Below are 513 nucleotides of genomic sequence, written 5' to 3'. Positions count from 1 at the left end.
GTAAGCGCTGTTCTCAGGCCACGGCCCTGAGTTCGGGAGCCGGGATGTAGGCCCAGGGCAGCAGGTCGTCGATCTGGCTGTTCGGGTGGCCATTGACGATCCTGGTGAGGACATCGGCGAGATAGCCGAGGGGCTCGACGCCGTTGAGTTTGCAGGTTTCGATCAGCGAGGCGACGACTGCCCAGTGTTCGGCGCCGCCATCGGAGCCTGCAAAGAGGGCGTTCTTCCGATTGAGCGCGATCGGACGAATGGAGCGCTCGACTGTATTGGAGTCGATCTCGATGCGGCCGTCGTCGAGGAAGCGGGTCAGGCCTTCCCAGCGCGAGAGCGTGTAGCGGATTGCCTCGGCGAGCTTGGTCTTCTGGCTAATCAGGCCGAGCTTTTCGCGCAGCCAAGGTTCGAGATCGGCAATGATAGCGCGGCTATTTTCCTGACGCATCGCGCGGCGTTCGTCAGCCGACCGGCCGCGGATGACGTCTTCGATCTTGTAGAACTCGGCGATCCGTCTCAGCG

General features: G+C 62.6%; 1 protein-coding gene. It reads right to left on the bottom strand.

Translation table 11 applies throughout. The features are described 5' to 3' along the window. Positions 1-13: 13 nt before the first annotated feature. Positions 14-513, bottom strand: a 500-nt coding sequence (locus tag NKH12_RS30520; protein ID WP_352956492.1) for an IS66 family transposase, incomplete at its 5' end; no start/stop codon positions are given.

The organism is Mesorhizobium sp. M1322, assembly GCF_040318085.1.
Lineage (GTDB): Bacteria > Pseudomonadota > Alphaproteobacteria > Rhizobiales > Rhizobiaceae > Mesorhizobium.
Note: the sequence above shows the minus strand (reverse complement) of the source record. Positions and strands in the feature narration are given on the sequence as shown.